General features: G+C 58.3%; 26 protein-coding genes. 4 read left to right on the top strand and 22 right to left on the bottom strand.

Annotation, left to right across the window (positions count from 1 at the left end; all coding sequences use genetic code 11):
• Positions 1–6: 6 nt before the first annotated feature.
• The 16 genes from flhA to fliE form a co-directional block, all read right to left on the bottom strand.
• Positions 7–2,109 (bottom strand): flagellar biosynthesis protein FlhA, encoded by a 2,103-nt coding sequence (gene flhA, locus I6L49_RS00800; RefSeq protein WP_005353675.1) that lies wholly within the window; start codon positions 2,107–2,109, stop codon positions 7–9.
• Between the two features lie 107 nt (positions 2,110–2,216).
• A complete protein-coding gene (flhB, locus tag I6L49_RS00795; RefSeq protein ID WP_100653280.1) occupies positions 2,217–3,347 on the bottom strand; it encodes a flagellar biosynthesis protein FlhB in 1,131 nt (376 codons plus the stop codon).
• Positions 3,340–4,137, bottom strand: coding sequence for a flagellar biosynthetic protein FliR (gene fliR, locus I6L49_RS00790; RefSeq protein WP_124928839.1), 798 nt, complete (start codon positions 4,135–4,137; stop codon positions 3,340–3,342). Before fliR ends, flhB begins: the two co-directional genes overlap by 8 nt.
• Positions 4,134–4,403: a flagellar biosynthesis protein FliQ gene (gene fliQ, locus I6L49_RS00785; RefSeq protein ID WP_005334727.1), complete on the bottom strand. Its 270-nt coding sequence runs from the start codon at positions 4,401–4,403 to the stop codon at positions 4,134–4,136. The genes fliR and fliQ overlap by 4 nt, the downstream gene beginning before the upstream one ends.
• A 25-nt stretch (positions 4,404–4,428) precedes the next feature.
• Positions 4,429–5,202 carry a flagellar type III secretion system pore protein FliP gene (gene fliP / locus I6L49_RS00780; protein ID WP_005334729.1) on the bottom strand — a complete coding sequence of 258 codons (774 nt, stop codon included), beginning with the start codon at positions 5,200–5,202 and terminating at the stop codon, positions 4,429–4,431.
• Positions 5,189–5,569, bottom strand: a complete 381-nt coding sequence (fliO, locus tag I6L49_RS00775) for a flagellar biosynthetic protein FliO (RefSeq protein ID WP_005362049.1) — start codon at positions 5,567–5,569, stop codon at positions 5,189–5,191. Before fliO ends, fliP begins: the two co-directional genes overlap by 14 nt.
• Positions 5,566–5,958, bottom strand: a complete 393-nt coding sequence (gene fliN, locus I6L49_RS00770; protein WP_005298791.1) for a flagellar motor switch protein FliN — start codon at positions 5,956–5,958, stop codon at positions 5,566–5,568. The genes fliO and fliN overlap by 4 nt, the downstream gene beginning before the upstream one ends.
• 49 nt (positions 5,959–6,007) lie before the next feature.
• Positions 6,008–7,078, bottom strand: a complete 1,071-nt coding sequence (gene fliM / locus I6L49_RS00765; protein ID WP_005334736.1) for a flagellar motor switch protein FliM — start codon at positions 7,076–7,078, stop codon at positions 6,008–6,010.
• A 7-nt stretch (positions 7,079–7,085) separates the two neighbouring features.
• Positions 7,086–7,601 (bottom strand): flagellar basal body-associated protein FliL, encoded by a 516-nt coding sequence (fliL, locus tag I6L49_RS00760; RefSeq protein ID WP_069529534.1) that lies wholly within the window; start codon positions 7,599–7,601, stop codon positions 7,086–7,088.
• Positions 7,602–7,658: 57 nt separating this feature from the next.
• Positions 7,659–9,593 carry a flagellar hook-length control protein FliK gene (locus tag I6L49_RS00755; protein WP_216950368.1) on the bottom strand — a complete coding sequence of 645 codons (1,935 nt, stop codon included), beginning with the start codon at positions 9,591–9,593 and terminating at the stop codon, positions 7,659–7,661.
• A gap of 67 nt (positions 9,594–9,660) precedes the next feature.
• Positions 9,661–10,101 (bottom strand): flagellar export protein FliJ, encoded by a 441-nt coding sequence (gene fliJ / locus I6L49_RS00750; protein WP_033114462.1) that lies wholly within the window; start codon positions 10,099–10,101, stop codon positions 9,661–9,663.
• A gap of 27 nt (positions 10,102–10,128) precedes the next feature.
• Complete coding sequence (fliI, locus tag I6L49_RS00745) at positions 10,129–11,460, bottom strand: flagellar protein export ATPase FliI (RefSeq protein ID WP_216950367.1); 1,332 nt, start codon at positions 11,458–11,460, stop codon at positions 10,129–10,131.
• 52 nt (positions 11,461–11,512) lie between these two features.
• Complete coding sequence (gene fliH / locus I6L49_RS00740; RefSeq protein ID WP_216950366.1) at positions 11,513–12,337, bottom strand: flagellar assembly protein FliH; 825 nt, start codon at positions 12,335–12,337, stop codon at positions 11,513–11,515.
• Positions 12,338–12,405: 68 nt separating this feature from the next.
• Positions 12,406–13,467: a flagellar motor switch protein FliG gene (gene fliG, locus I6L49_RS00735; protein WP_005334749.1), complete on the bottom strand. Its 1,062-nt coding sequence runs from the start codon at positions 13,465–13,467 to the stop codon at positions 12,406–12,408.
• Positions 13,460–15,169, bottom strand: a complete 1,710-nt coding sequence (fliF, locus tag I6L49_RS00730; protein WP_042054467.1) for a flagellar basal-body MS-ring/collar protein FliF — start codon at positions 15,167–15,169, stop codon at positions 13,460–13,462. The genes fliG and fliF overlap by 8 nt, the downstream gene beginning before the upstream one ends.
• 62 nt (positions 15,170–15,231) lie before the next feature.
• On the bottom strand, positions 15,232–15,549 hold the full coding sequence (gene fliE, locus I6L49_RS00725; RefSeq protein ID WP_005353687.1) for a flagellar hook-basal body complex protein FliE: 318 nt from the start codon (positions 15,547–15,549) through the stop codon (positions 15,232–15,234).
• Positions 15,550–15,702: 153 nt separating this feature from the next.
• On the opposite strand from fliE, the gene I6L49_RS00720 reads away from it, so the two are divergent.
• Both I6L49_RS00720 and I6L49_RS00715 read left to right on the top strand, forming a co-directional pair.
• Complete coding sequence (locus I6L49_RS00720) at positions 15,703–16,614, top strand: GyrI-like domain-containing protein (RefSeq protein ID WP_216950365.1); 912 nt, start codon at positions 15,703–15,705, stop codon at positions 16,612–16,614.
• Between the two features lie 66 nt (positions 16,615–16,680).
• Positions 16,681–18,432, top strand: coding sequence for an amidohydrolase (locus tag I6L49_RS00715; protein WP_216950364.1), 1,752 nt, complete (start codon positions 16,681–16,683; stop codon positions 18,430–18,432).
• 91 nt (positions 18,433–18,523) lie between these two features.
• Here I6L49_RS00715 and I6L49_RS00710 read toward each other — a convergent pair whose 3' ends face one another.
• The 3 genes from I6L49_RS00710 to I6L49_RS00700 form a co-directional block, all read right to left on the bottom strand.
• Positions 18,524–19,309 (bottom strand): hypothetical protein, encoded by a 786-nt coding sequence (locus I6L49_RS00710; protein ID WP_216950363.1) that lies wholly within the window; start codon positions 19,307–19,309, stop codon positions 18,524–18,526.
• Between the two features lie 213 nt (positions 19,310–19,522).
• On the bottom strand, positions 19,523–20,962 hold the full coding sequence (gene pyk / locus I6L49_RS00705) for a pyruvate kinase (protein ID WP_021229874.1): 1,440 nt from the start codon (positions 20,960–20,962) through the stop codon (positions 19,523–19,525).
• A 163-nt stretch (positions 20,963–21,125) separates the two neighbouring features.
• Positions 21,126–21,980: a MurR/RpiR family transcriptional regulator gene (locus tag I6L49_RS00700; RefSeq protein ID WP_005334759.1), complete on the bottom strand. Its 855-nt coding sequence runs from the start codon at positions 21,978–21,980 to the stop codon at positions 21,126–21,128.
• 350 nt (positions 21,981–22,330) lie between these two features.
• Here I6L49_RS00700 and glk point away from each other — a divergent pair, with 350 nt between their 5' ends.
• Entirely contained in the window at positions 22,331–23,299 is a 969-nt protein-coding gene (gene glk / locus I6L49_RS00695; protein WP_005334764.1) for a glucokinase, read from the top strand.
• 205 nt (positions 23,300–23,504) lie between these two features.
• On the opposite strand, the gene I6L49_RS00690 is transcribed toward glk, so the two are convergent.
• On the bottom strand, positions 23,505–24,005 hold the full coding sequence (locus I6L49_RS00690) for an SRPBCC domain-containing protein (RefSeq protein WP_005334766.1): 501 nt from the start codon (positions 24,003–24,005) through the stop codon (positions 23,505–23,507).
• A gap of 160 nt (positions 24,006–24,165) precedes the next feature.
• On the opposite strand from I6L49_RS00690, the gene I6L49_RS00685 reads away from it, so the two are divergent.
• Positions 24,166–24,585, top strand: a complete 420-nt coding sequence (locus I6L49_RS00685; protein WP_040065353.1) for a GNAT family N-acetyltransferase — start codon at positions 24,166–24,168, stop codon at positions 24,583–24,585.
• Here I6L49_RS00685 and I6L49_RS00680 read toward each other — a convergent pair.
• Both I6L49_RS00680 and I6L49_RS00675 read right to left on the bottom strand, forming a co-directional pair.
• Positions 24,575–25,093, bottom strand: a complete 519-nt coding sequence (locus I6L49_RS00680; protein WP_201903920.1) for a hypothetical protein — start codon at positions 25,091–25,093, stop codon at positions 24,575–24,577. The genes I6L49_RS00685 and I6L49_RS00680 overlap by 11 nt on opposite strands.
• Before the next feature lie 10 nt (positions 25,094–25,103).
• Positions 25,104–25,895: a winged helix-turn-helix domain-containing protein gene (locus tag I6L49_RS00675; RefSeq protein ID WP_216950362.1), complete on the bottom strand. Its 792-nt coding sequence runs from the start codon at positions 25,893–25,895 to the stop codon at positions 25,104–25,106.
• Between the last annotated feature and the right edge of the window lie 98 nt (positions 25,896–25,993).

The raw sequence follows: 25,993 nt of genomic DNA, 5'->3' as shown, positions 1-25,993 counted from the left end.
CGCTAACTAGTTCTGCCCTACCGCACTGACGATGCGGATCTGCTTGTCGTCGGGCACTTCCTGATAAGACAGAACGCGCAATCCAGGAATGGCATTCTTGACAAATTTCGCCAGGGTATTGCGCAAGATCCCCGATGTCAGAAGCACGGCCGGTTGGCCTTCCAATTCTTGTCGTTGAGTGGCTTCCACCAGCGAGCGCTGCATCCGCTCTGCCAGACCCGGTTCAATACCGGCACCATCACCGCCACCAGCCTGCAGGGATTGATGCAATATACGTTCCAATTCCGGCGCCAAGGTAATCACCGGCAACTCGGGATCCGGGCCTGCAATCTCCTGCACAATCAGGCGACGCAGGGCAATCCGGCAAGCGGCCGTGAGCACTTCCGGATCCGGACTGCGCGGTGCGTATTCAACCAGGGTCTGCAGGATAGTGCGCATATCGCGGATTGGCACGCCTTCATTGAGCAAATTCTGCAATACCTTCACAAGGTTACCCATGCTGATCACTTCCGGCACCAGCCCTTCGACCAGCTTGCTCTGATGTTTGCCAATCATGTCGAGCAGCTGTTGTACCTCGTCATGACCCAGCAGCAGAGCCGCATGGTTGGTCAAGATCTGGCTCAGATGGGTAGCCACCACGGTCGCGGTATCCACCACCGTATACCCCAGTGTCTGTGCCTGAGAGACCATCTCCTTGGCAACCCAGACTGCTTCCAGTCCGAAGGCGGGATCCCGGGTGGCTATCCCCTGGATCTGGCCGAACACCTGCCCCGGATTGATGGCCATCTCCTTATCATGGTAGACATTGGCCTCGCCAGTACTGACCCCCATCAAGGTGATGCGGTATTGATTTGGCGCCAGATCCAGGTTGTCGCGAATGTGGACGGCCGGGACCAGAAAGCCCAGCTCTTGCGAGAGTTTCTTGCGCACCCCTTTGATCCGGTTGAGCAGTTCGCCACCCTGATTGCGATCTACCAGCGGGATCAGCTGATAACCCACTTCAAGCCCGATGATGTCCACCGGCATCACATCGTCCCAGCTCAACTCTTTCTGCTCATGGGGTTGTTCGGCAGTGGCAGGCAGCAGCTCGCCCTTGGCCGCTTTGGCGGCCGCCAGTTTCTCGCGGCGCAGCAACCACCAGGCGCCAGCAGCGGCAAGAGCCCCCAGACTCAGGAAGGCGAAATGCGGCATCCCCGGCACCAGTCCCATCATCAGCAGAATCCCGGCAGAGATGATCAGCGCCTTGGGATTGTCAAACAGCTGACCCAGCACCGCGGTTCCCATGTCCTGATCGGTATTCTGACGGGTCACTATGATGGCGGCGGCGATGGAGAGCAGCAGGGAGGGGATCTGCGCCACCAGACCGTCACCGATGGCCAACAGGGTATAGATCTCGGCCGATTCGCTGAAGGTCAGCTGGTGCTGCATCATCCCGATGATGAAGCCGCCGATGATGTTGATAAAGAGGATCATGATGCCCGCAATGGCATCCCCTTTGACAAACTTGGAGGCACCATCCATGGAGCCGTAGAAGTCAGCTTCCTGGGTCACATCCTGACGACGCTTCTTCGCCTCTTCCTGATTGATGAGACCGGCGTTCAAATCGGCATCGATGGCCATCTGTTTGCCCGGCATCGCATCAAGGGTAAAACGGGCACTCACTTCCGCGATCCGCCCGGCACCCTTGGTGATCACCACAAAGTTGATGATCATCAGGATGGTAAAAACGATGATGCCGACCGCATAGTTGCCGCCGATCACCACGTTACCGAACGCCTCGATCACATGGCCGGCCGCCGCACTGCCATTATGACCTTCCAGTAACACCACCCGGGTCGAGGCAACGTTCAACGCCAACCGTAGCAAGGTAGCGAGCAGCAGTACGGTCGGGAAGGCAGCAAATTCGAGGGGGCGGCGGGTATAGACGGATACCAGCAGCACCACGATGGAGAGGGCAATGTTAAAGGAGAAGAGCACGTCCAGCATCAGCGGCGGGATGGGTAACACCACCATGCCGAGCGCGGCCAATACCAGCAGAGGGGTACCAAGGCCTTTGCCCAAAACTCCCCGGTACTCTTTGAACTGGCCCAATACTGCCTTGAATTCCATCGCGCTTCTCAATTTCAACCTGCTGGTGCCAGATTAAAGCAAACATCAGGCCAACAATACAAGACATTGAAATGCAATGGATTTATTTTGACTACGTCAGAACTTTGTCATTTGCGATATTCGGTCGGAATGGGGAGATCTTTAGCCAGTGGCTGGGGACGGCGCCCCTGACCACGACGGAATTTCTTGAGCTGGAAGACATAGGCGAGCACCTGGGCAACCGCAGCAAACAGCCCTTCCGGGATCTCGTGGCCCAGCTCGGTTGAGTGGTAAATAGCCCGGGTCAAAGCCGGTGACGGCATGATGGGGATCTCGTACTCTCTGGCGATCTCCCTGATCTTCATTGCAATTTCATCGGTGCCCTTGGCTACGACCTTGGGCGCGGCACCGGGTTTTCCCGCATCATACTTGAGCGCTACCGAGTAGTGGGTCGGGTTGGTGATCACCACATCGGCCTTGGGCACATCCCCCATCATCCGGCGCATAGCCATCTGCATCTGCAGCTGACGGATCTTGCCTTTTACCTCGGGCTTGCCTTCGCTGTCCTTGAACTCGTCCTTGACCTCCTGCTTGGTCATCTTGAGCTGACGCATATGGTTCCACTGCTGGAACGGCACGTCGATGGCGACGATGGGAAGCAGGGCGCAGCAGAGGATGATCAACATCCAGAGAAACAACTCCAGCGCATCAATAATGCCGCCGGGAAATCCCTCCATGGAGAGGTTGAGCAGGTGATTGAACTGGCTGGATAACATCCACCAGGCAAACAGGGTGATGAACACCACCTTGGCGATGGATTTGACCAGCTCAATCAGTGACTGCACCCCGAACATTCGCTTGATGCCGCTGAGTGGACTCAGCTTGCTCATCTTGGGCATCATGGCTTCGGTGGAGAAGTTCATCCCTCCCATCAGGGTGTTGCCAATAAAAGCGGCAATCGCCACCAGCGCAAACAAGAGTCCCAGCGGAAGCACCAGTTCCCCCAGCAGCGCCGGCACCATAGCGATCATGGCATTGGGATCGAACGCCTGCTCCCTGTCCAGGGTAAAGCCCATGGTGACAACCTTGATCATGGCAGTCGCCAGCGAGCCCTTGAGCATCAGCAGGCCAAAAACTGCCGAGAGCAAAACGCTGGCGGTCCCCAGCTCTTTTGAACGTGCAATCTGCCCTTTTTCACGGGCCTGTTGCAGTCGTTTGCCCGTGGGTTGTTCGGTACGTTCCTGGTCGGTATCAGCCATGAGCGCCCCCGAAGCACTGGGTGTTGATCAGCTCGCAGCTGACCTCCTGCACCCGCTCCCACATGATGTCGAAGTGACCGAGGAACCCGCCGATAGTGAGCCAGAGGATCAGCAGACCCGACATCATGCTGACCGCAAAACCGATACTGAAAATGTTGAGTTGCGGCGCCGCCCGGGTCATGACACCAAAGGCGAAGTTGATTAAGAGCAAGGCGACGATGGCTGAGAGCGACATCACCAAAGCAGCCTGATACATCACACCCAGAAACGCACTCAGGGTTTTCATGGATGAAACCGAGAGGCCGTGCTCGGAGACAGGCAGTGTCTCGAAACTAAGAATGACCAGCCGCAGCATCACCAGATGACCATCCAGTGCCAGAAACACCAGGGTCGCCAGCATCAGATAAAACTGCCCCACCACGGGGGCAGACTGGCCATTCATCGGGTCCACCAGGGTGGCAAAACCCAGACTGGTCTGCATAGCGATGACCTGACCGGCCATCACGAAGCTCTCCATCAGAAACTGGGTCATCAGGCCGAGGGCAATACCGATCAGCAACTGCTGGCCCAATACCAGAAAACTGCCGGCAGAGAAGAGCTCGATAGAGGGCATTTTCGGAAGCAGCGGGGCAATCAGAAAGGTGATGGCAAGCGCCAGCCCCATCCGTACCCGCGCAGGAGCGAGGCGGCTGCCGAATACCGCCATCACCATCAGCAGGCTGCTCACCCGCGCCAGCGGCCAGAGGATGGAAGACAACCACTCCATGATCAGAGCGGTTGTGTAGGTCATCCCACCACCTCAGGGATTTGATTGACCATCAGTATGAAGAAGTCCATCAGACTCTGCATTCCCCAGTGAGCACCAATTCCCAGGGCTAGCAGGGTCACGATAAGACGGGGCAGAAAGCTCAGGGTCTGTTCGTTGATGGAGGTGGCCGCCTGAAAAATGGCTACCACCAGCCCGATAGCGAGGCTGGGCAGGATCACGGCGCTGACCATGATATTGACCAGCCAGAGCGCCTCGCGAAAGACGTCGACAAAGGTTTCAGGACTCATATTCGGGCTCCTTGCGCTCGACCGGCTAACCGGCACCCAGTCCGAAACTGTTGGCCAATGACCCCAAAATGAGGTTCCAGCCATCCACCATCACGAACAGCATCAGCTTGAAGGGCAACGAGACGATCATCGGCGAGAGCATCATCATCCCCATCGCCATCAGAATACTGGCGACCACCAGATCGATGACCAGGAACGGCAGGAACAGCATAAAACCAATCTGGAAGGCGGTTTTCAGCTCGCTGGTGACAAACGCAGGGATCAGCACCCGTAGCGGCACATCGGCAGGTTTCTCCACCTGCACGTTGGCGATCTCCATAAAGGTGTTGAGATCCTTGATCCGGGTCTGGGCCAGCATGAACTGGTGGATGGGCAACTCGGCCCGCTCCAGTGCCTCCTTTGCCTGAATGGTCTCGGCCAGATAGGGCTGCAACGCCTCATCATTGATGCGATCCAGCACCGGCGACATGATGAAGAACGACATGAACAGGGCGATGCCGATCAACACCTGGTTGGAGGGACTCTGTTGCAGACCTATCGCCTGACGCAAGATACCCAACACCACAATGATGCGGGTAAACGAAGTCATCATGATCACCATGGCCGGCAAGAAGGAGAGCGCGGTCATCAGCGCCAGCACTTGCAGGGTCAGGCTGTACTCCTGAGAGCCATCCCCCATGGTCTTGACGGTCACCGCCGACATAGCGTCCTGTGCCAGCGCAGGCCAGGAGCAAAACAGTGGTATCAGCAGGCTGACCAGCAGCCCCGTTTTCAGCCATAAGCCGTTAGCTTTTTTCATGCTTGCCCATCAATTTGCCAAGCTGCTGGGAAAACGCCTGCGGCTGGTTTTCGTCCAGCGGCTCCTCCAGCCGGTAGAGAAAGTTGACCTGCTGCGGTGTTACGCCGACCAGCAGTTGCTGTTCGCCCACCTTGACCACCAGCAGCTTCTCTTTGTAACCCACCGGCAACGAGGCGATGACCCGCATCTGGCCGCCCCCCATGGCGGTCGCCAGCTTGCTCTTCTTGAGCAGAAAGCCCAGCACCAGAATGAGACCAATCACCATCAGACTGGAGAGCAACCAGGAGCTCAGACTAGGCACGTTAGCAGATGCCGCTGTCTCGGCAAAGGCCGGAACAGGCAGCAATAACAACAGGAGGCGCATCATTTAAGCTTCTTGATCCGTTCAATCTGGCTGATGACATCGGTCAGGCGGATACCGAACTTGTCGTTCACCACCACCACCTCGCCGTGAGCGATCAGGGTACCGTTGACCAATACATCCAGCGGCTCGCCTGCAACACGATCCAGCTCCACCACCGAGCCCTGGTTCAGCTGCAACAGGTTGCGGATGCTGATCTGGCTGCGGCCCACCTCCATGGCGATAGTGACCGGAATATCGAGAATGGTGTCGAGCTTGCGACGCTCCTCGGCACTGATGGGGGCATCATCTTTCAACTCTTCCAGCGGGGCTGGCTTGGCTTCCGCCGTCACCTGCTCCTCCAGAGCCGCAGCCCAGGCATCAGCCATCAGATCCTCTTCCTCAGTTCCGCTCATCTTGTTTCCTTATGCTACTTCGTGACCGTTTACCGTAATAAACCGTCAATTATCGCTGTTGATCTTCGATACTGCGCTCGAGCTCTTCCAGCTCGGCCTCGCCATCAATTCGTACCCCGCCCCGGGTCACCAGATGCATCTCCGTCTTGACCCCTTCAGGACGTTTGAGCTTGTCGGTGATCTTGAGCGCCACATTATCCTTGGTGCGGCCCATCTTGGCGTGGAAAGTGGGCAAGTCCTCGACAAAAACCAGCAGATTTTCCGGCATATCGACCGGAATGATATCGCCGGGTCGCAGCTCCATCAGTTCACGCAGGGTGAGTTCGGTCTCCAGCAGCTTGGCCCGCAGCTCCACCTTGACGTCCATGATCTCGTCACGCAGCGCCTTGCTCCAGCGTACGTCGGTATCCCCCTTGTCACTCTGCACACCGGCATCCAGCAGCTCGCGGATCGGCTCCAGCATGGAGTAGGGCATCGCCACGTGGAAGTCGCCGCCGCCACCATCGAGCTCGATGTGGAACGAGCTGACCACGATCACCTCGGTCGGGCTGACGATGTTGGCCATTGCCGGGTTCACTTCGGAGTCAAGATACTCGAATCCCACGTCCATCACCGGCGCCCAGGCATCCTTGTAATCCTCGAATACCAGTTTGAGCAGCATCTGGATAATGCGCCGTTCGGTCGGTGTGAACTCGCGCCCTTCAATCTTGGCGTGATAACGGCCATCGCCACCGAAGAAGTTCTCTACCAGAATGAAGACCAGTCGAGCCTCCATGGTGATGAGCGCCGTCCCCTTGAGCGGGCGGAACCGCACCATGTTGAGACTGGTCGGCACAAACAGGGTATGAACATACTCGCCAAACTTGAGCATCTGCACCCCGTTGATGGAGACCTCGGCGGTACGACGCATCATGTTGAACAGGCTGATCCGCATATGGCGGGCGAAACGTTCATTCACCAGCTCCAGCGTCGGCATGCGACCACGGACGATGCGGTCCTGGGAGGAGAAGTCAAACTGGGCTACGCCGGGGTCTCCAGCGCCGCCTATCTCTTCCTCTTCGACATCATCGACACCGTGCAAGAGGGCATCAATTTCGTCCTGACTTAACAGATCGCTCACGCTTCACCTACTGCATTACAAAGCCGGTAAACAGCACTTGTTCGATAACGGGGGAAGAGACCAGGTCCTTGAGCACCCGACGGCACTCTTCCAGTGAATCCTTGCGCAGCTTCTCCTTGCCTTCGAAGGTCATCAGCTGTTCGGCACTGGCTGCGCTGAATACCCGCAGCAAGGTGCCTTCAATCAGGGGGATATTCTGTTTGGCCAGCGTCTCGTCGGCGGTACCGCGCACCATCAGCTGGATCTTGATCTGCACCAGTCGATCTCGCTGGGCACCTGCGACGTTGAAGACAAATGGGCGCGGCATACCGACATAGAGGGAAGGTTTAGGCGCTTCCTCCTTGGGTGTGGCCTCGGCACCTTCCGCCGCTTCAGCGGGCGGTTTATCGGAGCCGGAGAGCATCAGGAAGGCACCAGCACCACCAGCGCCCAGCAAAATTACCGCCAGGGCAATGATAATGATCAGCTTCTTTTTCTTGCCCGCAGCCGGGTCTTTTAGCGTCAACTCGTTATCGTCAGCCATCCCTTGTCCACCCTAGTCTCAAACTTGTTCGATATCATAAACTTACTCGGGATTGCATCAAGCATAGAAATCAATTCCGGAACCGTTTGTCGATTCCACCAGCAAACTGGGGTTGGATGTGGTGAGTTCCCCTTCAACCAGCCCGTTACCGGACCGCGGCTGACCACTACTCTGACCTTGCTGCCCCTGCCCGTTAAAGGTGGGCTGGCCCTGTTGCTGCTGTTGTTGCGACTGCTGCTGTACCTGCGTCTGACCAAGCTGGATCCCCTGCCCTGCCAGCATGTCACGCAGCCGGGGCATCGCCTGCTCCAGCATCTCGCGGGTCTGTCCATGTTGTACCACAAAATGGACGTTGGCCTGGCTGTCAGCTCCCATCTGGATCTGGATCTTCATCTTGCCAAGGCCGAGTGGGTCGAGCTGAATTTCCGCCTGTTGCAGTTTTTCGGCCAGCATCACATTGACCTTCTGGTGCAATTCGGCAGGCGCTTCCTGACTGGCCAGTTTCAAATGGGGTAAATTCTGCGGCTCACGGCGCAGCGTCGTCTCAGCGGCGGGCACCCGGCTATCGGCTACCTGTGGCTGAGTCTGGCTGTTCTGGCCATGCTGAACGGTCTGGCTCGGGCTGATCTCACTGCTAGATGTCGTCGCAACCAGGCTCTTCTCCGCCTCACCGGCCTTCGGCTTTACCTCAAGCGAAACCGCTTTTCGCACCTCGTCGGTGCCCGTCACTTCCATCTGTTTGATGCCGGCTGAAATGGTCGACAACGGCGCTTGCGGCCCCTGAGATTCGGCCTGTGCCAACACCTGCTGCGGCGCCACCATCACTGGGGCGGCAGCACTATCGGTCTGAGCCGTCGCATTTGCCGTCACGCTGCCCTGGGCTGCGGCACTTGCTACGGCACTTTGCGCCGTCGTCACGGGCGCCGAACCTTGATTGGCGGCGGTGGCTGGTTGCTGGCTGCCTTCGGCGGCCCCCTTTTCTGCCCCTTTGCCAACTGCACCACTGCCCTCAGCCGTGGCTGTAGCTGTAGCTGTAGCTGTGCCAGCCTCAGGCGGCTTGAGCCCCTCATTGAAGGCCTTGAGGGCGGCCCCCTGAGTCGCGGCTTGCGTTGCCTGCCCCTTGTTAGTCAAAGCATTGCTGGCGGCGAGATCGGATTTGCTGTCGCCAGCCTCTTTTGCAGCGAGTGACTCCGCGGATTTGGCAGTGCTTGCCGACTCATCGACCGGCAGCACCTTGGCCAGCTGGGCCATTCGCTCGGCCCCCGTGAGGGGCTTGGTGTGCTTGCCATCAGCCCCGAGGGTTTCGCCCTTGGCAGAGGCTTTCTCCCCGGCCTGCCCATCCGCAGTGGTGGCGGCATCTTCACCTTCAGAGGAGAGAACGGCAGCAGAGGCATCGCCCTGCGCCACCACTCGCGCCGCTGAGGAGGATACGGTGGTTTCTGAAGTCGAATTGGCGGTCGTCGCCAGCGGCGACTGCGCCCCGGTCTGACTGGCAAGCTGGCTGGCAATTCTGGCAGCGGCAGGAGTCTGCTCGCTTTCATCAAGCGCAATCCCCTCCAGCTCACCCTCTTGCGGCAACGGATTGCCGTCTACCACAGTGGCGCTCTGTTGGGCTGCTACCGCCAGCTGGGGTGTCACTAGCGAGGTATCGAGCTTGAGGGAGTCTTGCAGGCGCAGCAGAAAGTCGGTGGCAGGGACCTCCTCCACCTTGTTGTCGGCGTCAGGATCCTGCTCCTTGCTGGTCTCCTCTTTGGGAGAGGCGCTTTCGGTCGCCAAAGATTTGGCTGATCGGACATGGTTACCGCCCTGAGTGGCCTCAGCGGCGCCCTGTTCGCCGTTCCGGGCTTTGGCAATCAGGGTGGCGAAATCACCCTTGCTGTCGCTGCCGGTTCCCCCATCGATGCTTTTGCTCTCGACGGAACCGCTCAGAGGCGCTTTGTCCAACCCGTTGGCCGGAGCCGAAGGCGTTTGTGTCAACAGTGTCTGCATCATGATGGGATCCCTGAATTCTGGTGGCCCCCAAAGAGATGGCCGCCGACAATGTCCATATCAAAGCAAGTTACAGGCCAGATTGATGGAAGCGCCGCAAGATAGCGTACTCATCCAGCATCTTCTGCTCCTGGCGCTGGGCCTTCTGCTGTTCGCGACTTGCCTGTTTTTCCAGCAGCAACTCCACCGCCTTGCGCCGCTGCTGGGCTGCCAGCCACTCTTCGCGGCGCTGCTCCAGCGCCTGCCGCACCTGCAACACCCCTTCGTACTGCTGGGTTGCCGCCTGCTCGAGCTTGTTGATAAAGGCGTGATACTGGGCGTTTTGCTGCGGAGAGATCCCCTGCAAGCCGCGATCGGTCCACTGCTGGTGATAGATCTGGCGATACTGGTTGAGGGCATTTTGCTGCTCCATGAACAGCTTGAGATCCTGCTGGGCCTTCGCCAGCGCGAGCGCACACTGCTGCTCCGCCTCCACCAGCCGTTCCGACAACAATATCAACCCTTTACTCATGGATCTGCTCCACCATCCAGCGACTCATCAACGCATCAGTGGCATCGCCACCATCTGCAAGGCCTGCAAGCCATCGTCATAAGGGATAACCTCGCGCATCCCCTGCTGCAAGAACTGGTCCAGATAGGGTTTCTGGATGATGGCACGGTCGATACGGGGATCAGAACCCTGGCTGTAGGCACCTATGGTGATGAGATCCCGGTTTTGCTGATAGAGGGAGTAGAACTGCTTGAGGGTGCGCGCCAGATCCATGTGTTCCGGCGAAGTCACCATGGGCATGACCCGGCTGATGGACTTCTCGATGTCGATGGCGGGATAGTGGCCCGCATCAGCCAGCTCGCGTGACAGCACGATGTGGCCATCGAGGATCGCCCGCGCAGCGTCGGCGATGGGATCCTGCAGATCGTCCCCCTCGGTCAGTACGGTGAAAAAAGCTGTAATGGATCCCTGCCCATCGCTGCCGTTACCGGCCCGCTCAACCAGCGCCGGCAATTTGGCAAACACCGAGGGCGGATAACCCTTGGTAGCCGGCGGCTCGCCCACGGCCAGCGCAATCTCGCGTTGGGCCTGGGCATAACGGGTAAGAGAGTCCATCAAGAGCAGCACGTTGAGCCCCTGATCGCGGAAATACTCGGCGATGGCCAGTGCGGTTTCGCACCCCTTGAGACGCATCAGTGGCGAAGCATCGGCGGGAGCTGCCACCACCACGGAGCGGGCACGCCCCTCCTCACCCAGGATATCCTCGATGAACTCTTTCACCTCGCGGCCCCGTTCGCCGATAAGCCCTACCACGACCACATCGGCTACCGAGCCGCGGGTCATCATGCCGAGCAGCACGGATTTACCAACACCGGAGCCGGCAAACAACCCCATCCGCTGGCCCTGACCCACCGTCAGCACGGCGTTGATGGCACGCACCCCCACGTCCATCGGCTGATGGATCGGGCGGCGAGAGAGCGGGTTGATGCGGTGCTGGGCAAACTGCACCGTCTGGGAGGAGAGAATGGGGCCGAGGCCATCCAGCGGCTGACCGATACCGTCGATCACCCGACCGAGAAGATTCATGCCGACCGGAATACCATGCTCTTCGGTGATGGGTACCACCCGGGCACCGGGAATGACCCCCTTGAGCTGCTCACTCGGCATCAGATAGAGGCGATCGCCAGAGAAGCCGACTACTTCAGCCTCCAGCGTCCCATCAAGGGTATCGATGCGGCAGAGTGCGCCGATGGCGGCACGGCAACCTATGGCTTCGAGGGTCAGCCCCACCACCCGGGTCAATTTGCCGGCAACCGGCGGTTTGGGGGCGCTATCGCGCACCTTGTACCCTTGCAACCGGTTCAGTAGCGAGCCGCTCATCTGGCCTCCTGATCTAGAAAACAGTCAACCGGACTGCAGTGTCCGGCGTTGATTACGGGTGCGGATCCGGCGAGGAGTTATTGGGCGTCGCATTGTCTCGCAAGAAGTTGCGCAGCAGCTGATCAATGCGTCCGGAAAGGGTCAGATCGATGCTGGAGAGCTCGGTCGCCAGTTGCAGATCGCCGGGGGAGAGGGTGGGATCGCTCTGCAATCGCCAATGGCGCTTGGCGCACTCTTCGGCGCCAAATGCCTGCTCGATTCGCGCGATATCGTCGGGGTGCAGCATCAGAGTTACCCCCTGTTCGGCGGCGGGCAGCAAGGCCAGCCCCTCTTTAAGCGCCTCCAGCAGAATGCGGGGGGAAGTCTCCGCTTCGTGACGAATGAGCGCACGAGCCAGTTGCATCACCAGCGAGACCAGCTGCTGCTCCACCGCCTGATCCAACTCGTTAAGCGGATTGGCAAGGCGCGCGGCGAGCCCCTGCCAGTGGGCGATCTCCTGCTCCACCAGCTCGCGGCCCATAGCCAACCCCTCCTCGCGCCCCTGTTCGAGACCGGCAGAATGACCATGTTGCAATCCTTCCAGCTTGCCCTCTTCCATTCCCTTGGCATAACCGGACTCACGCCCTTCTGCCATCCCCTCTTCCCAGGCGGCCTGACGGATCGCTTCAAGCTCTTCGGCGGTGATGCTGGGGGTCGGCTCCTGTTCGGGCTCCGGCTCCACCACCTCCTCTTCCTGCTGATACCAGTCAGGGGCCAAGCCAAGGGCATTGGTAGGCGCTCCCGCCTCTACCTCGACCTCCATCTCGGGCCAGCCCCAAGTCTCGACCCGGGCATCATCGCCCTCGGGGCGCACATACCCACGCAGTTTGTTGTTCATGCTTTGCGCGGCTCCTCACCACTACCTGATGCGGGCTTGGCATCGCGGTTCTGTTTATGGGCCATGGCTTAGAGGAACTCCTCGCCGCCACCGGCACCCAGCATGATTTCGCCGGCATCCGCCAGACGACGGGCGATGGAGAGGATCTCTTTCTGGGCCGCTTCCACTTCGGAGACCCGGATCGGCCCCATGGCCTCCAGATCGTCTGCCAGCATTTCGGCCGCCCGTTTGGACATGTTCTTGAAGATCTTCTCGCGCATCTGATCGTCGGAGCCCTTGAGGGCGCGTTGCAGCAGATCCCCAGGCACTTCCCGCAGCATGGTCTGGATGCCGCGATCGTCCACATCGATGAGGTTCTCGAACACGAACATCAAATCCTGGATCTGCTGGCTCATCTCTTCGTCCGACTCGCGGATGGAGTCCATCAGCTGGCCTTCGATATTGGTATCCAGATAGTTCATGATGTTGGCGGCTGCCTTCAGGCCGCCCATCTTGGCAGCCTGGGCTCCGGCGGCACCGGCAAACTGTTTCTCCATGATATCGTTCAACTCTTGCAGTGCCGCCGGTTGTACCTCTTCGAGGTTGGCGATACGCATCACCAGATCGAGGCGCACCTGCTCCGGGAACTGGCTCAGGATCTCGGCGGATTGCTCCGGCTCCAGATAGGAGAGCACGATAGTCTGGATCTGCGGGTGTTCGTTCTGGATGATGCTGGCCACCTGACGGGCATCCATCCACTTGAGCGAATCGAGGCCGCGGGCGCCGGAACCGAGAATGATCTGGTCCACCAGATTGCTCGCCTTGTCCTCGCCAAGGGCCGCCACCAACGCCTTGCGCACGAAGTCTTCGCTGCCGATACCGATGTTGGTGTACTTCTGGATATCGTCGATGAATTGACGGTGCACCGCCGCCACCCGATCGTGACTGAAGTCAGACATGGAGGCCATCGACATACCGAGCCGCTGCACCTGCTTGGGCTCGAGATGACGGAAGATCTGGGCGGCATCCTCTTCATTGAGGCTGAGCATCAGCACCGCAGCCATCTCCATCCCCGACATCTGGTCGAGGATCTGGCGCTGACTGTCGGTGATGTCATTGCCGGTGACTTGACTCTTCTTTTCTTCAGGCATCTTTGTTCGTTACCCATTCTTTAATGACCTGAGCGGCCAGATCCGGCTCGTTCGCCACCAGCGCACGTACCGCCTTCAGCAAGTCTTCGTCACGGTGCAGATCCGGCAGTTTCAGCTGGCCATCGCGTACACCAAATACCTGATCGTTCTCGACTTGTGCTGACAGCAGACTCAACTCGTCGTCGCCACCCAGTACGGTGTGGTTGTCGAAATCCACTTCCCCTTCCGGTTTGGCATCCGGATAGAGCAGTCGCTTGAGCATGGGGCGAACCACGGTGACGATCAAGACGATGATCACCAGTACCGAGGCGGCAATCCGCACCGCACGCCAGAACCAGGGCTGATCGTAGAGCGGCACTTCAGCCACGGTATCCAGCTCTGGGCGATTGAACGGAATCGCGACCACCTCAAGGGTATCACCACGGGTCACATCAAAGCCAAGGCCACCACTCAGCAAACGACGCAATGTATCGAGTTCTGCCTGGGTGCGCGCCTCACGAGTCACGGCCCCGTCGGCACCGGGTACCGCTTTGTAATCCACGGCAACCGAGACGGTCATGCGGCGAATGCCTCCCATCTGGCGACGGGTATGGCTGACGGTGGTATCCAGTTCGAAGTTGCGAGTCGCCTCTTTGCGGGAACGGCCCGAAGCAGCAGCGCTGGCACCATCACCACCGGTCGCCTCCTCGGGAATATTGGAGGCGGCAGGGGGCTGGTTGGAGAGCGCGCCAGGCACACCACCGTTACTACCGCTAGCGCTGTTCTCTTCCATGGTCATTTCGGAGCGCACAGCAGGCAGGTCCGGGTTGTAAGTCTTGCGGGTCTGCTCCTGCTGGGAGAAGTCGAGGGAGAGATCCACTTCCGCCGTATAGTTGTCGGCCCCCAGCACCGGGATCAGGATGGCGTCAATTTTTTGTTTGTACTCCAGCTCCTGCTTCTGCTGCATGGCAAACTCTTTGCGAGTCTGGGCCGAGATCGGGTCTTGCGAGCCGGAGTTGAGCAGGCGGCCATTCTGGTCGGTGACGGTGACACGGGTCGGCTCAAGGCCGTGCACGGCAGAGGCAACCATATCGACGATGGAGTCCACCTCCCCCTGCCCCAGCGCCGCCCCTTTCAGGTTGAGCACCACAGTGGCACTGGGTTTGCGTTCGTTGCGGGCAAACACGTTGTCTTTCGGGATAGCCAGCAGCACCTGGGCCTTGGCCACATTCTGGAACTGCTCGATGGCGCTCGCCAGCTGGCGCTCGCGGCTCAGCTTCAGACGTTCACTCTCCATCCGCTGGCTGACGCCGAAACTGGAATCTTTGAGCAGGATATCTTCACCACCGATGCTGCTATCGGTGGCATTGGCAAGACCGGCACGGGTCAGGGCCAACTGGATAGTGGGGTAGCTTTCGGCGTTGACCAGCACGCTCTTGCCATCCACCTCGTAGGGGATCTTCTGCTGATCGAGGAAATCAAGAGTCTTCACCAGCTCCTGGGTGGTGTAGGTGCCGAGGGGACGCATGTCCGGCTCCTTGCCCCACAGCAGGATAAACACCGCAATGGCCAGACAGATGGCAAGCCCCAGGATCAGGGTGATTTGCCGCAGCACATCGGTGTTGGACAGGAAGCCCAGCGCCGAACTCTTCTGCTCATTTTCATCGAGGGCGGCGGTGCCCTCATCGTTTATCAGCAGATCGCCGTTTTGGTCAGTAGCCACGATTTATGTCCTTATTGCTGACATGTTCATGATGTTCAGTCGTCATGGTTTATTGGCGTCGCTTATACCGGCATGTTCATGATGGTCTTGTAGGCATCGACCATCTTGTTGCGCACCTGTACCGTGGCTTCAAAGGCGATAGACGATTTTTGGCCCGCGATCATCACCTCGGCCAGATCCACCGACTTGTCGCCCATGTCGAAACGGGTACGCAGATCATTGGCGGCCCCTTGCAGCTCGTTGACGTTGCCAAGCGCCTGTTGCAGCAGCAGACCAAAGTCGGAGGTTACCTGACGACCGGGTTGTGCCAGCGGCGTTGCGCCTGCTTCGATCTTGAGCGCCTGCATCTCTTGCATCAGGCTGCTTGCACTAATTTCCATTTTCCATCCCCAGACAAATCATTGACGCTGGCAAGCAACAAGCAATTTGAGTGCCAATGCGTTAAAGCACGACACGGATGAGTGGCCAGACCAGGCCGGACGGGTTCGACAACGGCAGGTGGCTCTGATTAAATCCGACTCTGACGCCCACTTTTGCTGGCTGGCAAGGAGTCCGCTCTGGATTATCGCAAACCCGTGTTCAAGGCGATGGACTACATCAGCCACCATCTGGGTGACAATCCGGGCCTGGATGAGGTCGCAGCGGCGGCAGCCATCTCCACCTTCCACTTCCACCGTATTTTCAAGACGATGGTCGGCGAGACCATTGCCGGATTTACCCGGCGCCTGCGTATGGAGCGCGCTGCCCGTCGCTTGCTCGCCTCCCCCCAGAGTGACATCACCACCCTCGCACTGGCCGCCGGGTTCTCCAGCTCGCAGAATTTCGCCAAGGCCTTTCGCCTGCACTTCGCCATGAGCCCCGCGGAATACCGCCAGCAGCAGGGGGGAAACTGGAAAAGCAAGATTGGAAACGATCCCCTTCCCTTTGACACCTATGATGGCCTGGTCATGCACCCGGTCACCGAACACCCGGGTCTGTTGCAGGGGGCTAGCGTCAGGCAGATGCCCGCCCGGCGCGTGGCGTACATGCGCCGCCTGGGCCCCTATGGCAAAGAGACCTGCGAGCAAGCTCATCGGGATTTGCTCGTGCTGTTCGCCTCAGACGAGGCGATGACACCGGCGGGTACCCTGAGTCTCTATTGGGATATCCCCGATATCACCGATGAGACCCGTTGCCGTACTGACGTCTGCATCGAGCTGGGGCCAGAGATCCCCGCAGGGCGCCAGTTAACCACCCAGACCATCGCCGCGGGCCCCTATGCGGTTTGTCAGTTTATCGCTCGCGGCGATCAACTGGTCGCTTGCTGGGAAACGGCGTTTCGCTGGGTAGTGGGCCAAGGGCTGAACTGCGACGATCGCCCGTGTTACGAGCAATACCAGGCAGGCACGGACCCCGACCGGGAGCATTACGTGTTTGATATCTGTATCCCGCTGCTCAACCGATAAGCCGATACCTCATTTCCATTTACCCACTTCGGTGCCTTCGGGCACCGAAGCGACGGAGTCATGCCCATGAATATCAAAACGCTGTTTCTCGCCAGCTTGCTGGTGACGCTGCCCGCTGCCGCCAATGCCCAGTCACAGAGCCAGACGCTGATCTTTGGCGGCACCATCTACAGTGGTGATCCGGCGAACCCTCACCCGGAAGCGGTCGGCATTGAAGGTAAAAAGATAGTGGCAGTCGGCAGCTATCAGGAGGTCAGTGCCCGCCTCGGCAGCCATGCCAAGCGTCTTGATCTGAAAGGAAAGTACCTGATGCCAGGGCTCATCGACAGTCATGTTCATGCGGCATTTGCCGGTTTTCAGGGGATGACGGTTAACTTTCCCGATGCCATGAGTGAGGTTGAGCAGGTGCAGCAATTTCTGACCCGCAGCAAGGATGATCCCCGCCTGACACTGGGCGATGCAGAGCTATACAGCAATGTCTCCCTCGACTACTGGCATCAGCTTCCCCTGCTCGATCAGGTGTTCAATGGCCCGCAATACCAGCAAATACCCGTAGTACTGGCCGGTTCGGATGCCCACACCGGTTGGGCAAATCAGGCCATGCTGCGCAAGGCTGGCATTGATGCCGACACCCTTGCCGGTCGTTATGCTCCGCTGAAAGGCAATTTTGGCCTCACCCCATCCGGCATGCTCAATGGCTTTGCCTCGGAAGGCGGCTGGGATGCCATCCTCAAGGCGCTGCCCCCCGTCAGCGACGAGAAAATTGCCAGAGCCATCATGACCGCCGCCAAACAACTCAATCAGGTGGGCATTACCGCCTGGATGGACCCTATCAGCAACATTCGCCCCCTTGCGCCCATCTTCAACGCCGAGCCGGATCGCCGCGATACCGGCCTGCTGCCGGCGTACAGCATGCTCTCCCGGGAAGGCAAGCTGACCGGACATGTGTCCGCACTGGCACTGGTGGGGATACATGCATCACCCGCCATCATTGATGACGTATTGGCGCTGCAACAGCAGTTTCAAGATGCCCCAGACGTGAAACTGGTGGGGATCAAGATCCTGCAAGATGGTGTCATCGAGTATCCATCCCAGACCGCCAAGTTGAGCGAGCCCTACCTCAACCGTCCCGGTTACAGCGGCAAGGACGATCTGGACAAGCAGCGTTTCAACGAGCTGATCCGCACAGCGGATGCCCATCAACTTATCGCTCACTTTCATGCCATCGGCGATCGGGCCGTCCGAGAATCCCTCGATGCCATCGCCTATGCCCGGGCCCACAATCAGGATCACCGCTTGCTGCACAGCATCACCCATCTGGAGGTGGTGAGCCCGGCCAGCATTGCCCGTTTCAAACCGCTCAATGTGGCCGCATCGATGCAACTCTTGTGGGCCGGTAAAAACGTGGCGACCACCCTGCTGCTTGAAGGAAAAGTGCCCCCGGCACTGCTAGCCCGCCTCTATCCGGCAGGCAGCTTGCTGCAAAGCGGCGCCATTATCGCCGGTGCCAGTGACTGGCCGGTCTCCAGCCCCAACCCTTTCCTCGCCATGTATACCGCGATCACTCGTCAAGGGGAGCTTGGCTTGCTGCCCCCCGCCAGCGAGCAGATCAGCCGTCAGGCCATCTTGCAGGCCTATACCCTCAACGCCGCCAAGGTAATTGGACGGGAGAAAGAGATTGGCTCCATCAGCGCGGGCAAGAGTGCTGACCTGATCTTGCTGGATCGCAATCTGGAACAAGTAGCAAGCGAAGAGTTCAAGGAGACCAAGGTGCTCTGGACCATGTTCAAGGGCAAGCAGGTCTATTCAGCCCACTGACACCGAGAGAACAAACAGGCCCGCACTGCGGGCCTGTTGGCAAGATCACGACAAGCGCATGGCGTGCAGTGAGCAACCGATAACGGCGGGATTAGCGGCTCGTTTCAGTCAAGTCCTTGTCAATCCAGTACTTGGAGCCGGAGATATTGGCATCGAGCAGCAGGCCCTTCTCACCAATCTGGTAGATGGCCATGCCGCCATTGTATTTGGCGGTAAGCTCGGCGCTCTCCTTGCCTGCCACCACGCCCACTTCGGAGGTAGCCTCCCACCCCTGGGTCACGAAGGCATCGAATCTGGCCTTGTCTTCAAACAGGATCACCTGCTGATAGAACTTGCCGCCAATCCCGGCCGCCAGACCCGCACCAAACATCTTCATATAGGTGGGCTTGCCGGTTTTGCGATTGACTGCCACCCCGGCCCCCTGATTGGTATGCAGCATCAGGGAGAACTTGCGCGAATCGAACACCGCATAGCCATAAGCCTTGTCAAACAACAACTTGGCTGATGGCTGCTCGTTGAACAACCGGATCAGCGCAGTGTCGGCCATGGTATTGAGCGCGATCCTCGCCTCTTTCGCCGTCTTGGGGTTGAGCATCTCGTTGAGCTCCTTGTCAGCCGCCTTCAGCCACTCCTTACCGGTCGCGATGCTCTTGTCGGTCCAGACCCCGGCGGTATTGAAGGCATCCTCCCCCCAGGCCGAGATGGAAGCCCAGCTCTTTTTGGAAAAATCGCTGACATCCTGCCACACCTCCTTGCTGGTCTCGCTCACTGCCGCTCCGAGATCGGACGCTGCGGCCTTGAGCTTGGCCCAGTCGGCATAACAGGGTGAGAAGGCCAGACTCAGTGACAGGGCCAGCAACCAGTTACGCTTGTTCATTTTTTCACTCCCGTATTGTCGAGTGTCTGGGTTACCTGGGGCGATCACCTACAACAGGCTACCCGCTGAAAATCACTCCCGCATTATCGGAAGGGGAATCCGGTTAAGCAACCATTGAGTCCTGTTTATCCCGCCACAGCCCGACAGCGGTTAACAAAAAGGCTGCTCATCAAAGAGGAGCAGCCTTGTTAAGCACAGTAAAACCGGACGGGCTTATTCGACCATCATCACCTTGCAGGTGTTGGTACTACCCACGGTTTCCATCTTGTCACCGTGAGTCAGCAGCACCATGTCGCCGCTCTGCAGCAGCCCCTTCTCCTTGAGCACGGCCAGCGCGTCGCGGCACACTTCGTAGACCGGTTTGGTCTCGTCACCGTCAAACATCACCGGGGTAACTCCACGGTAAAGGTTGGTCCAGGACAGGGTCTTGTTGTGGGGAGACATGGCGAAGATCGGCAGACCAGAACTGATACGGGACATCAGCAGCGGGGTGGTGCCGGACTCGGTCAGTGCCACGATCGCCTTCACCCCTTCCAGGTGGTTGGCCGCATACATGGTGGACATGGCTACAGCTTCTTCAACGGAAGTGAAGGTGTAGCTCATGCGGTGGTTGGAGACGTTCAGGCTCGGGTGCTTCTCGGCACCGACACAGACGCTCGCCATGGAGGTCACGGTCTCGATGGGGAACTGACCGGCAGCAGTCTCGGCGGAGAGCATCACCGCATCTGTACCATCCAGCACGGCGTTGGCCACGTCCATAACTTCTGCACGAGTCGGCAGCGGCGCATTGATCATCGACTCCATCATCTGGGTAGCGGTGATCACGACGCGATTCAAACGACGGGAGTGGCGGATCAACTTCTTCTGTACGCCAACCAGCTCGGGGTCACCGATCTCGACACCCAGATCGCCACGAGCGACCATCACAGCATCGGAACCAAGGATGATGTCTTCCATCGCCTCATCGGTGGCGACGGTTTCGGCGCGCTCAACCTTGGCCACGATCTTGGCATTGGAACCGGCTTCGCGGGCCAGCTCGCGGGCGTAGCGCAGATCGTCGCCACAGCGCGGGAAGGAGACAGCCAGATAGTCCACATTCATACGGGCGGCAGTCTTGATATCTTCCTTGTCCTTCTCGGTCAGCGCCGGCGCGGAGAGACCCCCCCCTTTTTTGTTTATGCCCTTGTTGTTGGAGAGCGGCCCGGCCACGGTCACCGTGGTGTGAATGCGGGTGCCTTCAACCTGCTCGACCTTCAGCTGCACACGGCCATCGTCCAGCAGCAGGATGTCGCCCTGCACCACATCGTCTGGCAGGCTCTTGTAGTCGATACCGACCTGCTCCTGACAACCTTCACCCTTGCCGAGCGCCGCGTCGAGAATGAACTTGTCACCGATGGCCAGATAGATTTTGCCATCCTTGAAAGTGGAAACACGGATTTTCGGGCCTTGCAGATCACCCATGATGGCGACGTGACGACCGAGCTTGGCAGCAATGTCACGCACCTGATTGGCGCGCAGGATATGGTCTTCAGCAGTGCCGTGAGAGAAGTTCATCCGCACCATGTCGGCCCCGGCGCGGATGATCCCTTCGAGGATCCCTTCGCGGTCGGTAGCCGGACCGAGTGTGGTTACAATCTTTGTACGTCTAGGCATGAAAGACTCCAATATGAAGTTGATATGACTTGAGATTCTGCCCCATCAAGCCCATGGCTCGATGCACCCGTTTGCAAACCATCTGGGTGGTTTTTGTTATTAAATTACAATACTACACCAAGGCGGGTGGCATAGACAGTCGGGGGCCGGAGCCCCCGACGGTTCAGGAAGAGTGCGGGGTTTCGAAGCGGGATTCGCGCAATCCCTCTTTTACTTTCTTCAGATTTTCGCGAAATTTCATCCCCCGGCGCAGGGTAAAACCGGTCGCCAGCACATCCACCAGCGCCAGCTGGGCGATGCGGGATGCCATCGGCATATAGACATCGGTATCTTCCGGCACATCCATGGAGAGCACCAGATTGCACTCGCGGGCCAGCGGGGAGTCCTTGGCTGTCATACCGATCACGGTGGCGTCGTTCTCGCGAGCCAGCGCGGCGATTTCGACCAGAGCCTTGGTGCGACCGGTGTGGGAGATCAGCACCACTACATCCCCTTCGCTGCTGTTGATGCAGCTCATGCGCATCATGACGATATCGTCAAAGCTCACTACCGGAATGTTGAAGCGAAAGAATTTGTTCTGGGCATCGCGAGCAACGGCGGAGGAGGCGCCAAGGCCGAAGAAGCTGATCTTCTTGGACTGGGTCAGGATATCGACGCAGCGGTTGATGGCAGAGATATCCAGGCTGTTTTTGGCGGCATCCAGACAGGCCATGGTGGATTCGAAGATCTTGGCGGTATAGGTATCCGGCCCATCTTCCGCTTCCACATGACGATTTACGTAAGGGGTGCCATTGGCCAGGCTCTGGGCCAGATGGAGTTTGAAATCAGGAAAGCCCTTGGTATCGAGACGGCGGCAAAAGCGGTTGACGGTCGGTTCACTGACGTCGGCCATCTTGGCCAGAGCGGCGATGCTGGAGTGGATGGCGGTCTGGGGAGACGCCAGGATCACCTCGGCAACCTTGCGTTCTGATTTACTGAAACTTTCCAAGTTGTTCGTAATTTTATCAAGGGTATTCATCATCACCACCAGGCGTTTTTGTAATTTAGCTTCAGTGTCTTTGCACTCAATCTACGGCTAAGCAAGTTTCCATTCAAGCTAAGGACTATACAAGACAAGCGGTTATGGCAACTAACGCCTGCCATACAAAGTATGACTCATCTCTAATTATTTCGTACTTTTCGTTACAAAACGTCACCTAGCCATGAAAGCGCTTACAAATGTTGCAAAGCAACAACACTGTGAGCAGGCGCACGTTTGTATCGATCCGGCGGGTGAGCAAGCCTGAGCTCGGATAGAATGGGCCGTCATAATCCAACAATAATCTCGGGACACCAGAGTCGTCCCCATCCTGTAACGAAGGAGTTGTTATGCAGCATACCCATGCGCTGGTCGGCGATGTCGGCGGCACCAATGCGCGTCTGGCCCTGTGTGAGCTGGCCACCGGTACTATCTCTCAGGCAAAGACCTACTCAGGTCTGGCCCATCCCAGCCTTGAAGCCGTGGTACGCCTCTATCTGGAGGAACACAAGGTTCAGGTGGCTGAAGCCTGCATTGCCATCGCCTGCCCTATCAACGGTGACTGGGTTGCCATGACCAACCACAGCTGGGAGTTCTCCATCAGCGAGATGCAGAGCAATCTCGGGCTGGCACGCCTGCAAGTGATCAACGACTTTACCGCCGTCTCGATGGCGGTGCCGGTATTGGCTGAATCGGATCGCATCCAGCTTGGCGGCGCCGCGCCGGTAGCGGGCAAGCCCATCGCCATCTATGGTGCGGGCACCGGCCTTGGGGTCGCCCATCTGGTCAAGGCGGGTGAGCAGTGGCTGAGCCTGCCGGGTGAAGGTGGTCATGTGGATTTTGCTGCCAACACCGAAGAGGAAGATGCGGTGCTGCAAGTAATGCGAGGCGAATTGGGCCATGTCTCGGCAGAGCGTTTCCTCTCCGGCCCGGGTCTGGTCAATCTCTATCGCGGGCTGGTGAAATCCGATGGCCGTGAGCCCGAGCCGTTTGCCCCCAAAGACATTACCGAGCGCGCACTGGCGGGTGAGTGCCTCGATTGCCGTCGCACCCTGAGCCTGTTCTGCGTGCTGATGGGCCGCTTTGCCGGCAATCTGGCCCTCAATATGGGTACCTTTGGCGGCGTCTATATCGCAGGTGGCATAGTGCCGCGCTTCCAGGAGTTCTTTACCGGTTCCGGTTTCCGGGTCGCCTTTGAAGACAAGGGGCGCTTCAAATCCTACCTCAAGGAGATCCCGGTGTTTCTGATCACCCATGAAGGGCCGGGGCTACTCGGTGCGGGCGCTTACTTGCGCCAGTCGATGGGGATTACCATCTGATTGGAAGGTAGAGTGAAGCTGAAACATCCGTGGTTCAGCCTCGATTCAGTGTGGATGGCATATAGTAATGGCACGTAACCAAGAGGGTTGTGCTTCACAAGGAGTGGAAAGCGACTCTCATCCGCTGGATACGTTTGTCACCTGACAAGCCTGAACTGTTTCAACCGGCCTTTTGGCCGGTTTTTTTTATGTCTGACATCCGGGATTACTGGGCCAGCGCCTTCAACTGCGCCTTGTCTGGCGGATTGTTCCAGTCGATGGGGCCATGGGTAAAACGGTACTGCAACCGTGGCAGGCTGGTCTCCAGCCACTCTTCCCGAAAATAGGCATAACCCTGATCCCAATCCGGATCATTGGCCCAACCGCTCTGCAGGAAGTAGAGGCGAGTGCCCTGCCCTTCCGGCACAAATCGCAGGCAAACCTGGGTCTTTTGCTGGCGGATATGGGGTAGGCTGGGCGGGAAATTCCAGCTGAAACTGAGCAGGTCATAGGGCATGACGGCCATGACCCGGCACCCTTCACTGCCACGTTCACCCAGCGGGGCATCAGGCCTGAAGTAGATCTCGAAAGGACCATTCGGTTCGGCCACCATCAAACATTCGGGAGCCAGAAAACTGCGCAGACCGCTTTCGGTAGTCCAGGCGTGCCAGACATCGTCTATGTGCGCCGGAACAAAAATGTTGCCTTCAATCAGTTTATTGTCCATAAATCAGCGATCCTCAAGCCATCCATACAAGGGACTCCGGCAGTATAGCCCCATGGCAAATACAATGGACAGTGCTTAATCACACCCTTGTCATTTGCATCGATTAACCTGCCGCTGTGCAGCAGCCTCAATGAACATTGGCTTGATCCGGGAGGGCATCATGATCCGGCTCATGGAAGAACACGACATTCCCCAACTGGCCCGGCTGTTTTTAAAGAGCCGCCGCCACACCTTTCACTGGGTCGATCCCGCCCGTTTCCAACTCGAGGATTTCGAGGAACAGACCAAAGGTGAACAGGTGTGGGTAGCCGAACAGGGGGGCAATATCTGCGGCTTTATCGCCATCTGGCAGCCCGATCACTTCGTCCATCACCTCTATGTGTCAAGCGACTGGCACGGTCAGGGGATAGGACGCGCCCTGCTGGAGCGGGGCCTCGCTGATTCGCCGCACGGCTCGCTCAAGGTTGCGACCCGCAACACGGCGGCAGTAGCCTTCTACCATCGGCTGGGCTGGCAAAACAGTGATGAGACAGGCCACTGCGAGGTCACCGGCCCCTGGTGCAAATTGCTTAGAAACTAGCGGGACGCCCGGCACCTGCGCTTTGTGGTTGAACAGGCACCAGCGGTGCCGGGGGGAAGAACCAGCGGTAGAGATCGAACCAGCCATCTCGCTGGGCAATCACGACCTCGTGCACCGGATCGCGCTGAAAAATTGCCACCTTGTTTTCGGTCAGCGGCACCCAGGCATAGTTGACCAGCGCATATTGCGACTGGATCAGGTTGTACTCATTGAGATAGGAGTCATCGTTACCCGACTCATGCAGTTGGGTACGACTGTCGATGAGGTAAACAAGCTGGTTGAAGAAGGTCAGTTGAAAACCGGTCACCCGCCACTTCTCCCTGGTCGCCTCCTCCTCTTCGATTACGGTGATTTTGCCCCAGCGGCACACCCCGTGATAGTTGACTCCATTGGCCGACATTTTCAGGTCGTAATGGCAGCCCAGACTGTTGATAAACATTCCGACGACAAACAACAGCACGACAAACAGTGGCAACAGCAGCAAGGTATTTTTCAGCGTTCGTTTCATCAGAGATCCCTTACAGCGTTTTTTCGAGCTCTTTATAGGAGAGCACACGAACCTGGTGGCCGGAGACCAGCACCAGCGATGCCGGTTTGACTGGTGGCACATCGCTCCGTGCCTCCATCTGGCAAACAACGCCGGTCGGCGAGTCGGTACAGTGCACATGGAGCCACTCGAAATGGAGATAGCTGGCGACAAACGCCACCAGCACAACCAGTAGCAGATTGACGTATATCAGGCCCCTTGCCAGCATTGGCCGCCCGATACCGCTGAGAAAGGCAAGTTTGGCGCGCTCACCAAAAGAACGGGGAGCAGCAGGCTCTTTGATGACCTCGTGGTCGGAGCTTGGTGATGTCGACGGTGGCTGAGCAGCCGCTGCAGGCGTGGTCTCGCTCATCGGCTCGGGCAAGAGCTCACTCTCCGTTGGCAGTGCCTTGCCGTAATAGCTCTTCATCTTGCAGTTCAGATGCAGGGAGTACCCTTTTTTCGGGGTACTTCTGATATCCAGCGTCTGGGGGGATGAGGCGAAGTGGCGACGAATATTGGCGATGGCCACGTTCAGTGAGTTGGGGCTGATGGGGCGACCCAACCAGCCGATATCGAGCAACAGATCCTTGTCGCACACCTCGTCATGGTGATCGAGCAGATAGCTGAAAATGAGGCTCTCTGCCGATGACAAACGCACCACCCGGGCGCTTTGCAAGTTGTCCTTGTCGGCACAGAAGATCAGCTCTCGCCTTTTGACATCAAAGACATAATCACCGAAGTGATAGGCTGATATGTTATTGCCTGGCGCAACCCCCGTCATACCAACCACCTGTTATTTGCGTTCATCATGAAGAAGATGGGATTCCACACCTGAATAAAGCCAGATGACGGCTCAGGACTCGCTGTAATTAAACGAAA

The organism is Aeromonas sp. FDAARGOS 1419 (assembly GCF_019047045.1).
GTDB lineage: Bacteria > Pseudomonadota > Gammaproteobacteria > Enterobacterales > Aeromonadaceae > Aeromonas > Aeromonas veronii.
Note: the sequence above shows the minus strand (reverse complement) of the source record. Positions and strands in the feature narration are given on the sequence as shown.

Bases quoted from the DNA above. Each gene is read 5' to 3' on its own strand.
- flhA (WP_005353675.1), bottom strand. From the start codon at position 2,109: ATGGAATTCAAGGCAGTATTGGGCCAGTTCAAAGAGTACCGGGGAGTT.
- flhB (WP_100653280.1), bottom strand. From the start codon at position 3,347: ATGGCTGATACCGACCAGGAACGTACCGAACAACCCACGGGCAAACGA.
- fliR (WP_124928839.1), bottom strand. From the start codon at position 4,137: ATGACCTACACAACCGCTCTGATCATGGAGTGGTTGTCTTCCATCCTC.
- fliQ (WP_005334727.1), bottom strand. From the start codon at position 4,403: ATGAGTCCTGAAACCTTTGTCGACGTCTTTCGCGAGGCGCTCTGGCTG.
- fliP (WP_005334729.1), bottom strand. From the start codon at position 5,202: ATGAAAAAAGCTAACGGCTTATGGCTGAAAACGGGGCTGCTGGTCAGC.
- fliO (WP_005362049.1), bottom strand. From the start codon at position 5,569: ATGATGCGCCTCCTGTTGTTATTGCTGCCTGTTCCGGCCTTTGCCGAG.
- fliN (WP_005298791.1), bottom strand. From the start codon at position 5,958: ATGAGCGGAACTGAGGAAGAGGATCTGATGGCTGATGCCTGGGCTGCG.
- fliL (WP_069529534.1), bottom strand. From the start codon at position 7,601: ATGGCTGACGATAACGAGTTGACGCTAAAAGACCCGGCTGCGGGCAAG.
- I6L49_RS00755 (WP_216950368.1), bottom strand. From the start codon at position 9,593: ATGATGCAGACACTGTTGACACAAACGCCTTCGGCTCCGGCCAACGGG.
- fliJ (WP_033114462.1), bottom strand. From the start codon at position 10,101: ATGAGTAAAGGGTTGATATTGTTGTCGGAACGGCTGGTGGAGGCGGAG.
- fliI (WP_216950367.1), bottom strand. From the start codon at position 11,460: ATGAGCGGCTCGCTACTGAACCGGTTGCAAGGGTACAAGGTGCGCGAT.
- fliH (WP_216950366.1), bottom strand. From the start codon at position 12,337: ATGAACAACAAACTGCGTGGGTATGTGCGCCCCGAGGGCGATGATGCC.
- fliG (WP_005334749.1), bottom strand. From the start codon at position 13,467: ATGCCTGAAGAAAAGAAGAGTCAAGTCACCGGCAATGACATCACCGAC.
- fliE (WP_005353687.1), bottom strand. From the start codon at position 15,549: ATGGAAATTAGTGCAAGCAGCCTGATGCAAGAGATGCAGGCGCTCAAG.
- I6L49_RS00715 (WP_216950364.1), top strand. From the start codon at position 16,681: ATGAATATCAAAACGCTGTTTCTCGCCAGCTTGCTGGTGACGCTGCCC.
- I6L49_RS00710 (WP_216950363.1), bottom strand. From the start codon at position 19,309: ATGAACAAGCGTAACTGGTTGCTGGCCCTGTCACTGAGTCTGGCCTTC.
- pyk (WP_021229874.1), bottom strand. From the start codon at position 20,962: ATGCCTAGACGTACAAAGATTGTAACCACACTCGGTCCGGCTACCGAC.
- I6L49_RS00700 (WP_005334759.1), bottom strand. From the start codon at position 21,980: ATGAATACCCTTGATAAAATTACGAACAACTTGGAAAGTTTCAGTAAA.
- glk (WP_005334764.1), top strand. From the start codon at position 22,331: ATGCAGCATACCCATGCGCTGGTCGGCGATGTCGGCGGCACCAATGCG.
- I6L49_RS00690 (WP_005334766.1), bottom strand. From the start codon at position 24,005: ATGGACAATAAACTGATTGAAGGCAACATTTTTGTTCCGGCGCACATA.
- I6L49_RS00685 (WP_040065353.1), top strand. From the start codon at position 24,166: ATGATCCGGCTCATGGAAGAACACGACATTCCCCAACTGGCCCGGCTG.
- I6L49_RS00680 (WP_201903920.1), bottom strand. From the start codon at position 25,093: ATGAAACGAACGCTGAAAAATACCTTGCTGCTGTTGCCACTGTTTGTC.
- I6L49_RS00675 (WP_216950362.1), bottom strand. From the start codon at position 25,895: ATGACGGGGGTTGCGCCAGGCAATAACATATCAGCCTATCACTTCGGT.